This window comes from Vibrio sp. 2033, assembly GCF_033339735.1.
Genome location: NZ_JAWOVC010000046.1, coordinates 1 through 7,627, shown reverse-complemented (window position 1 = coordinate 7,627; position 7,627 = coordinate 1). Strand labels below are relative to the sequence as shown.

At 39.8% G+C, this 7,627-nt stretch carries 8 protein-coding genes and 1 pseudogene; all 9 read left to right on the top strand.

Annotation, left to right across the window (positions count from 1 at the left end):
- The first annotated feature begins 641 nt into the window (after positions 1–641).
- The 9 genes and pseudogenes from R7P74_RS23940 (at position 642) to R7P74_RS23895 (ending at position 7,386) form a co-directional block, all read left to right on the top strand.
- Complete coding sequence (locus tag R7P74_RS23940) at positions 642–1,388, top strand: carbon-nitrogen hydrolase family protein (protein ID WP_180709712.1); 747 nt, start codon at positions 642–644, stop codon at positions 1,386–1,388.
- 681 nt (positions 1,389–2,069) lie between these two features.
- The gene (locus tag R7P74_RS23935) at positions 2,070–2,420 is read left to right on the top strand and encodes a hypothetical protein (protein WP_225474336.1); all 351 of its coding nucleotides are present in this window, start codon (positions 2,070–2,072) and stop codon (positions 2,418–2,420) included.
- A 149-nt stretch (positions 2,421–2,569) separates the two neighbouring features.
- Positions 2,570–3,016, top strand: coding sequence for a hypothetical protein (locus tag R7P74_RS23930; RefSeq protein WP_025510803.1), 447 nt, complete (start codon positions 2,570–2,572; stop codon positions 3,014–3,016).
- Between the two features lie 155 nt (positions 3,017–3,171).
- Positions 3,172–3,581: pseudogene (locus R7P74_RS23925) on the top strand (cytidine deaminase).
- 689 nt (positions 3,582–4,270) lie between these two features.
- The gene (locus R7P74_RS23920; RefSeq protein WP_045600897.1) at positions 4,271–4,783 is read left to right on the top strand and encodes a hypothetical protein; all 513 of its coding nucleotides are present in this window, start codon (positions 4,271–4,273) and stop codon (positions 4,781–4,783) included.
- Between the two features lie 188 nt (positions 4,784–4,971).
- Positions 4,972–5,421 carry a metal ABC transporter ATPase gene (locus R7P74_RS23915; protein WP_225474339.1) on the top strand — a complete coding sequence of 150 codons (450 nt, stop codon included), beginning with the start codon at positions 4,972–4,974 and terminating at the stop codon, positions 5,419–5,421.
- A gap of 205 nt (positions 5,422–5,626) precedes the next feature.
- Positions 5,627–6,211 (top strand): hypothetical protein, encoded by a 585-nt coding sequence (locus R7P74_RS23905; protein ID WP_225474338.1) that lies wholly within the window; start codon positions 5,627–5,629, stop codon positions 6,209–6,211.
- A gap of 140 nt (positions 6,212–6,351) precedes the next feature.
- Positions 6,352–6,738 carry a hypothetical protein gene (locus tag R7P74_RS23900; RefSeq protein ID WP_225474337.1) on the top strand — a complete coding sequence of 129 codons (387 nt, stop codon included), beginning with the start codon at positions 6,352–6,354 and terminating at the stop codon, positions 6,736–6,738.
- A gap of 144 nt (positions 6,739–6,882) precedes the next feature.
- Positions 6,883–7,386: a GNAT family N-acetyltransferase gene (locus R7P74_RS23895; RefSeq protein ID WP_262635830.1), complete on the top strand. Its 504-nt coding sequence runs from the start codon at positions 6,883–6,885 to the stop codon at positions 7,384–7,386.
- The last annotated feature ends 241 nt before the right edge of the window (positions 7,387–7,627 follow it).

The window sequence follows — 7,627 nt, the reverse complement described above, 5'->3', positions numbered from 1 at the left end:
TCATTATTGGCTCCGTGAAAAATGTAACTACACACATAACAAACTGTTTAAGAGTGATTCGCAACGCGTGGCATTTTTACTATGCGTTGGTTTTAGTGTTTAAGGTGGTATGCGGCGGCTTAGGTATTGCGTTGCTCACACCTTAACAGAGCGTTATATGTACAGTTCAACCGAGCAGCAATATGTAGTGCTCGGTTGAATTGCAGCTTAAGGATAAGGGTCTTTGGTCGCATCTCCTTGACCAGTAAGAATATCCCAAGCTCTTAAAGGATGTGGTGTTTTAGAAAAGTTGGGACATGGTGGAAGTGAAGTTTTAGATTGGTTGGAATATATCTTTCCGCAATCGGAGCATTTATATGTTCCAGCAGACACATCGCTACCATACGGGACATTTTTTCTTTTTACCATTAGTAGGGTCCTTATTGTTTTTAACCTTCCTAACTTTAAGGTTATTTGCGTGTGATTTTTGTTATCAAGATCTCAGATATAAGCCTTTGCGCATATAACAAAGCGTTTAAGACGGATTCCCAACGCTTGGCATTTTCTGTTTGATTCAGCTTTAGTGGTTACGGCACAATGGTTTAGGTAAGGTGGTAGCGTTGCTCACCACTTAACGCGGCGTTATGTTTTAAGGAGGAAACTTGAAAGCTGGTGTAACTATAAGCTTGGCTCAAATCCCGATCGTGAGAGGCGACTTATGTGGGAATATTGAAAATCATATTAAAATGATCAAGAAATCATCTTCTTACAAAGCTGATGTTGTCGTTTTTCCGGAATTATCATTGACGGGCTATGAGCTAGACTTGGTTGCTGAGCTGGCTTTTTCACCTGAGCCGTTGAGTTTTAAAGAACTATCTCAAGCGTCAGTTGAAAATGAGATTATAGTTATTGCAGGTTGTCCGCTAAAAGCTAACAATTCCTCAAAGCCAACAATAGGTGCGGTAGTTTGTTTTCCCGATGGCTCAGTCCAATTTTATTCAAAGCAATATCTGCATGAAGGCGAAGAGAAGTATTGTTCTTTTGGGACGACCGATTACTTTTTTACTGTTAATGGGCATCAAATAGCACTGGCTATTTGTGCCGACTTCACAACACCGGAACATTCTCAGCGGGTTAAAAAGCTCGGTGCGGATGCTTATGTTGTAAGTGCTCTAATTTCTGGTAATGGCTTTACCCCTGATTCTAAAATCCTATCCGAAATTGCTTTAGAACACCGAATCCCTGTACTTCTAAGCAACCATATATCAGAAACAGGTGGCTGGGAAACTTGTGGTAAAAGTTCAGTTTGGGATTCATTTGGGAAGCTCGTTATTAGCTCTAGCGAAAAAGAAAGTGGTTTGGTTTTGTGTACCATTGCTGGCAATGAGCTCGAGGCTACTAAAACATAACAAACAATTTAAGAGTGATTCAGCACGCTTGGCATTTTTAGTTTGAATCAAGTTTAGTGATTACGGTGTTCAATTTGAGTTTGTGGCAGCGTGCTTCACACCTTAATTGGGCGTTAGTACGGGTTTGACATCATAGGTCATAAGTCTTGGTGTTTATCTGTTTTGGCGCTCGTCTTTACACCTTTCAGTTTGTACCTCCCACGTTCTTTCCGGTGGCACTATATGCGGAGTGTTTGCTTTGATTTCACCGTTTACGGCTTCTAACTCTTAGTCTATTTCTTTAGCGCTTCTTCATTTTCGTCGTGGCTTTTGAGAGAACCTTGATTACTTTTGGCGTGGCTGTTGAAGTACGAGGAAAGAATCCTTTTCTAATTTAAAGTCAGTAAAAGTAGCGGAGTTCAGTACGTTTTTCTTCTAGCCAACTTTCGTCTCTCTATCGATTTTAAGTTTTGTAGCTGCCCGTCTCACTTCAGTGTTCAAAGCCTTTCATATTATGCCACTTTTCAATATCTTGGAGCGCACAAATAGAAGTAGCGCATTTACTAACAAATTGCTTAAGAGTGATTCGTAACGCGTGGCATTTTTACTATGCGGTGGCTTATGATGATTAAGGCGCCGTGCGGTAGCTTTTGTATTGCGTTACTCACACCTTAGCAAGGCGTTATGCTCTAGGAGGGAATTTTGCTCAATTTACTGAAGAAAGTGGTGCTAATCAATCTTGTTGCAGCATTGATTGTTATTCTCTTAGCTCAGTTTGTCCCCTTCTTTGCTACTACTCAGCCAGTCGACTTTCTGTTCTTCGTTGTTATCGTGAACTGGGTTTTAGCAAAGTTTATGTGGGAAGGTGGCGTATATAGTAAAACAGCGCATATGGATGATTCTAGAACAGATAAAGTTTACAAAATGGTAGAAGGTCATGATTTCGAAGAAGACCAACGAGAGCAGCATAGAATGAACTTCCAGACAGGTTTGGTTTTCTTTATTGCAGGGCTTCCAGCGTTTATCACTTGCTTAATTCTCCAATTTCTTTGAGTACGAGCATAACAAATTGTTCAAGAGTGATTCGGCACGCGTGGCATTTTTACTATGCGTTGGTTTTAATGGTTAAGGTGGTATGCGGAGGCTTCGGTATTGCGTGCCTCACCCCTTAACAAGGCGTTAGGCTTACAGGGCGAGAAACTATGAAAATACTATATTCGGGCGGTCTACAAATCCGCTCTAAAGATGCACAAGAGCGCTTGTTAAATGTTGATACTTTCTTAGATGGTGAGTTGGCTTTCCACAACTTATACCGTGAAGTCAAAGCAAGTGATTTTCCTATCGCTCAGGATTGCTTTGGTGACCAGTTTTTTATTCGAGATAATTTGGTGGTCAAATTGAATGCAGAAACTGGTGAAATTGATGAATTTGGTTGTACTTGGGAACAGTTTTTGGCTTGGGTTGACGAGAACCCAATTGAAAGGCTTAGCATTCCGAACGATTTGGATTTACAGGCTGGCCAGTTGTTATTCGCGTACCCACCTTTTTGTACTGCTGAGGGAAATAATGCATCTATAAAAGCAATAGATGGTGTGGAGTTAATCAGGTTTCATGCTGATTTTGCAAAGCAGGTAAACGGCGAACTATAAGCCTAACAAAGCGTTTAAGGCAGATTCGCAACGCTTGGCAATTTGGGTTTGAATCGGCTTTAGTGTTTACGGCACAATGGTTTAGGTTAAGTGGCCGTGTTGCTCACTACTTAACGCGGCGTTATAGCGCACGATAAAATTGAATATGGATGGTCATGGATAATATCGAAAAAGAGCTCTATCAAGCAGCAATAGAACTAGTAAATATGCGATATCCTTCTGGTTGGGGTGGAGCTGCGGCTGTTAGAACAGAGTCAGGAAAAATATTAACAAGCATTGCTCCTGATACTAAAAACGATGCTCTTTCACTATGTATGGAGGTGGGAGCGTATTTAGAGGCTCACAAACTCAATGAGCGAGTGACCCACTCATTATGCCTGTGTCGTGAGAGCGAGAAAGATGAATTTCTAATTTTTTCACCATGCGGAGTTTGCCAAGAGCGCCTCGTCCATTGGGCTGGGGATGTCAAAGCAGCAATTACGACTTCAGGGAATGCATTGGTTTTCAATACTATACGAGAATTAATGCCTCATCATTGGTCACTTGAAACGGCAAAGCGCTATAACAAACTGTTTAAGAGTGATTCGCAACGCGTGGCATTTTTACTATACGTTGCGTTTAGTGGTTAAGGTGTTGTGCGGAAGCGTCGGTATTGCGTTGCTCACACCTTAACAGGGCGTTAGCTTAAATCATTAACAAGGATGTGTAATGAGAAGTAAAAAATGGATATTTGCAGGTATTTTACTCATTGGTGGACCCTCATTATTGCCATTTAGTTTGGAAGTGATCTCAATAATTGAGCTGTTTGGTCTTTTCGGCTTGTGGACAATTTATTCATCTTACGCCGAATATTTGGTGAATCATCCTCGGTTTCAAAGAGGTCTGCGTTTAGCTACCAGTTGGGACTTTCAGCCTCAAATGTTGTTCTCGCTGAGAGATCTTAGGACATGTCCACAGTTAGTTTTTCATATGCTCCCTATTCAAAGTGTGATGGTCTGGACTTTGAATATTATGTTTTGGGGTAGTGTGGCTTGGTGCTACATAATTTAAGCTAACAAATTGTTCAAGAGGGATTCGCAACGCGTGGCATTTTTACTATGCGTTGTTTTTTGATGATTACGGCGGTATGCAGCGGCTTCAGTATTGCGTTGCTCACCCCTTAACAAGGCGTTATGTATTTTAATCAGTGGTTTAGTGATAACTGACTAATTAACGTTGGAGCTACTGTTAAAGCAACTAGAAACGAGTAAAAGCATGATTCGTATTATTAAGAAAATTTGTGGGTCATATTATGCTCCTGGAGTTATCATAGCCATTTTTATTATGTCGATATGTGTTGTAGAAAATAGAGTTATTGAGGGGCCATACACTGATAACGATGTGTTATACCATAAAGCTGAGGTAACAGGTAAGCATGGTACAGCTGGTCGTGGATTATCTTATGAAATTATTTTTGATAAAAAATACAAGTGCGATATTAAAGTTCAAGGGTATGACTTTAACTTAATAAATAATAACTATTCCCTAGGATATGGTTCGCACAAAGATACAGAAAATCTAAGTGTTGGGCTAGTTAGAACGCATGTAGATAATATTTATTATACTGTTTACGTTAAGGCGGGAGATGAAGTTCTTCTTTCTAGTTCTGATGGTCTTAATAAGATAAATAAATCTAATGCTGAGCAAGTTAAATGGAGTGTTTACTTAAGTCTTATGGCATTTGTTTTACTGTCTCTAATCTTTAGGTTTCTAAGGAAATATTATTAAATTATCTGTATAAAGTTTGCTATTAAATTTGTGCAACCAAAATACATAACAAACTGCTCAAGAGGGATTCACAACGCGTGTCATTTTTACTATGCGTGGATTTTAGTGACTAAGATGGTATGCAGCGGCTACGGTATTGCGTTGTTCACCCCTTAGCAGGGCGTTATATGCAATGGATTGGAATATTTATGAAAGGACTTAATAACATCTTAACTGGTTTTTCCTGGGGAATTGGCTTCTCAGTTGCACTCATTCTGAGTGGGTTGGTTTATACCAAGTTCGTTGAACCGTCGCTCGAAAATATTCTTGAAGACAAAGAAATAGATGATAAAGCAATTGAGTATTTGGCAGATTTCAAAACTGCCTATGGTTTAACATTAGAAAATGTCTTCAAAGATGGGGGCGATGTGCGTTTGGCTGTCGTACAGGAAAACCTGACGGAAGAAGCGTTATATTCTCGTGAGGTTTTAGCATCTGCGTTCGATGTGAATGGTAATTTTATTGGTAATTGTATCGGTGAAAATGAAATCTTCATTATGCAGCCAAAAGAAACCTCTTATCTTGAAATCAAATGTGGGTTTGTGCCATCGCAAGTCGAGCAAATCGGATCATTTAAGTTAAGGATTAAGCCGATTTAGTAAGCACCAGAAAATTGCATATAACAAACTGTTCAAGAGGGATTCGCAACGCGTGGCATTTTTACTATGCGTTGGTTTTGGTGTTTAAGGTGGTATGCGGCGACTTTGGTATTGCGTTGCTCACCCCTTAACAGGGCGTTAGCCCACAGGGTTCAAATTTTAATCATGGTGTTTGTATGAGTTTACAAAGATATAGAAGTAGAAGATGCAAAAAAACAAAGATAGTGGTCGTTATCTATCTATTGTTTCTATTGTGATTGCATCAGCCTCTGCATTTTTTGCGGGCAGTACTTTTGTTTACCCTAACTTTATTACGGATCGTGATTTGGTGGGTTCTGTAGTTCAAATAGAAACTAAGGAAAACGGAAGAGTATTAGTAGATATTGCATACATCAATGATGGTAATGTTGACGAAGTAATACTTGGACAAAAGCTAGTGTTTACTGATGATTACAAATCATATTTTCATTCTAGCCTGGGGAAGAATGATAAGTTAGAGCCGATCGTTTTGAAACCGGGTGAAGAAAAAGTTATTCGCTTTAAAGAAGAATTTCATAAAGATTTCCTCGAAGACTTTAAAAATAAAGAAAGAACAGAAAAAGCAAGTTATCCATATATCCGTGCAGGCGTTGAAATATCTCTTATTGATAGAAGTGGTGTAGGCTATAAAGTTAAGTACATGGGAGCTCTTGCATCTAGATTAGATGACTATGCTGTAGTATCAAATTTTGGTGCATTTTCTGTTGATGGAAGTTCATTTTCTCTGAATGAAGCGTCAGTTATCAAGTAGTGGTCTAACAAACAATTTAAGAGTGATTCGGCACGCGTGGCATTTTATTATGCGTTGGTTTTAGTGATTAAGGTGGTATGCGGTGGCATCGGTATTGCGTACCTCACACCTTAATTGGGCGTTATGTACTAGGAGGTAATGTGAAGAAAGTAAGCTATCTTCTCTTGGGGCTTTTATCGACATCTGTACTTGCTGAACCTAACGACGGACTTATTGGAACTTATCTGAATAGCGACAAGTTATCTTGTAACTTAGAAGTTAAGCTGTTTGAAAAACAGGGTAGAAACTACTTTGAGGTCAAGTTCGAAAAACGTCTATTAAGTGGAGAATATATACTAGATGAGCAATACGTGATTTTTGAGGGGTTAACTGCGTCTGAAGCGAGTGGACTTACAAAGCGAGAGGTAAGTGCTCGGATAGAAAGTGGGGAGCTATTGTTTCAAAACTATGGGAATAGTATGAATCCATATACTTTGTTCTCTGAATGTGCCGAGAAGTATCTGATACTGAGTAAAGTACGTACATAACAAACTGTTTAAGAGTGATTCGCAACGCGTGGCATTTTTACTATGCGGTGGTTTTAGTGGTTAAGGTGGTATGCGGAAGCTTCGGTATTGCGTTGCTCACACCTTAACAGGGCGTTAGGTGCTCAGGTGGAAACAGGAAGTTTTATGCAAATCAGGGAAGTAAGACCGAGTGATGCTCAATCAGTACTAGAACTCATGTATCAATTAGATCGTGAGTCAAAATTTATGATGCTAGAAGAGGGCGAAAGAACGACTACTCTTGAACAACAAGTGCAAATCCTAGAGTCATTTACCGAAAGTAACTCTAAGGTAATGTTCGTCATTTCAAATGAACAAGAGGTATGTGGTTTTGCTGTTGGTATTGGTAATACAGCTAATCGAAATCGTCACTCGATGTATTGCGTCATGGGCATCAGGCAATCCGCATCAGGTTGCGGTTATGGTAAACAACTACTAGATAAGCTCGAAATTTGGGCTTTAGAGCATGAGTTTACAAGGCTTGAACTGACGGTGATGTGCCATAATGTTCGAGCATTTAATCTGTATCGGAAGCATGGCTTTGAGGTCGAGGGTACTAAACGTAACTCCTTGAAAGTTGATGGCAAGTATATTAACGAGTTCTATATGTCAAAATTGCTCCGCACCTAACAAAGCATTTAAGACGGATTCCCAACGTTTGGCATTTTTGGTTTGCTTTGGCTTCGGTGTTTACGGCACTATAGTTTTAGTTCGGTGATCTGCGTTGCTCACCACTTAATGCGGCGTTATAACTCCGAGTACCCCACGTTTAGTAGACACTTTACTAAGTTAGCTCTAGGGTCTAATTGAGAGGTGATTTATGGCTAAACATCGTAATCCAGCGTACACCGAAGAGTTCCGTAAAGAAGCA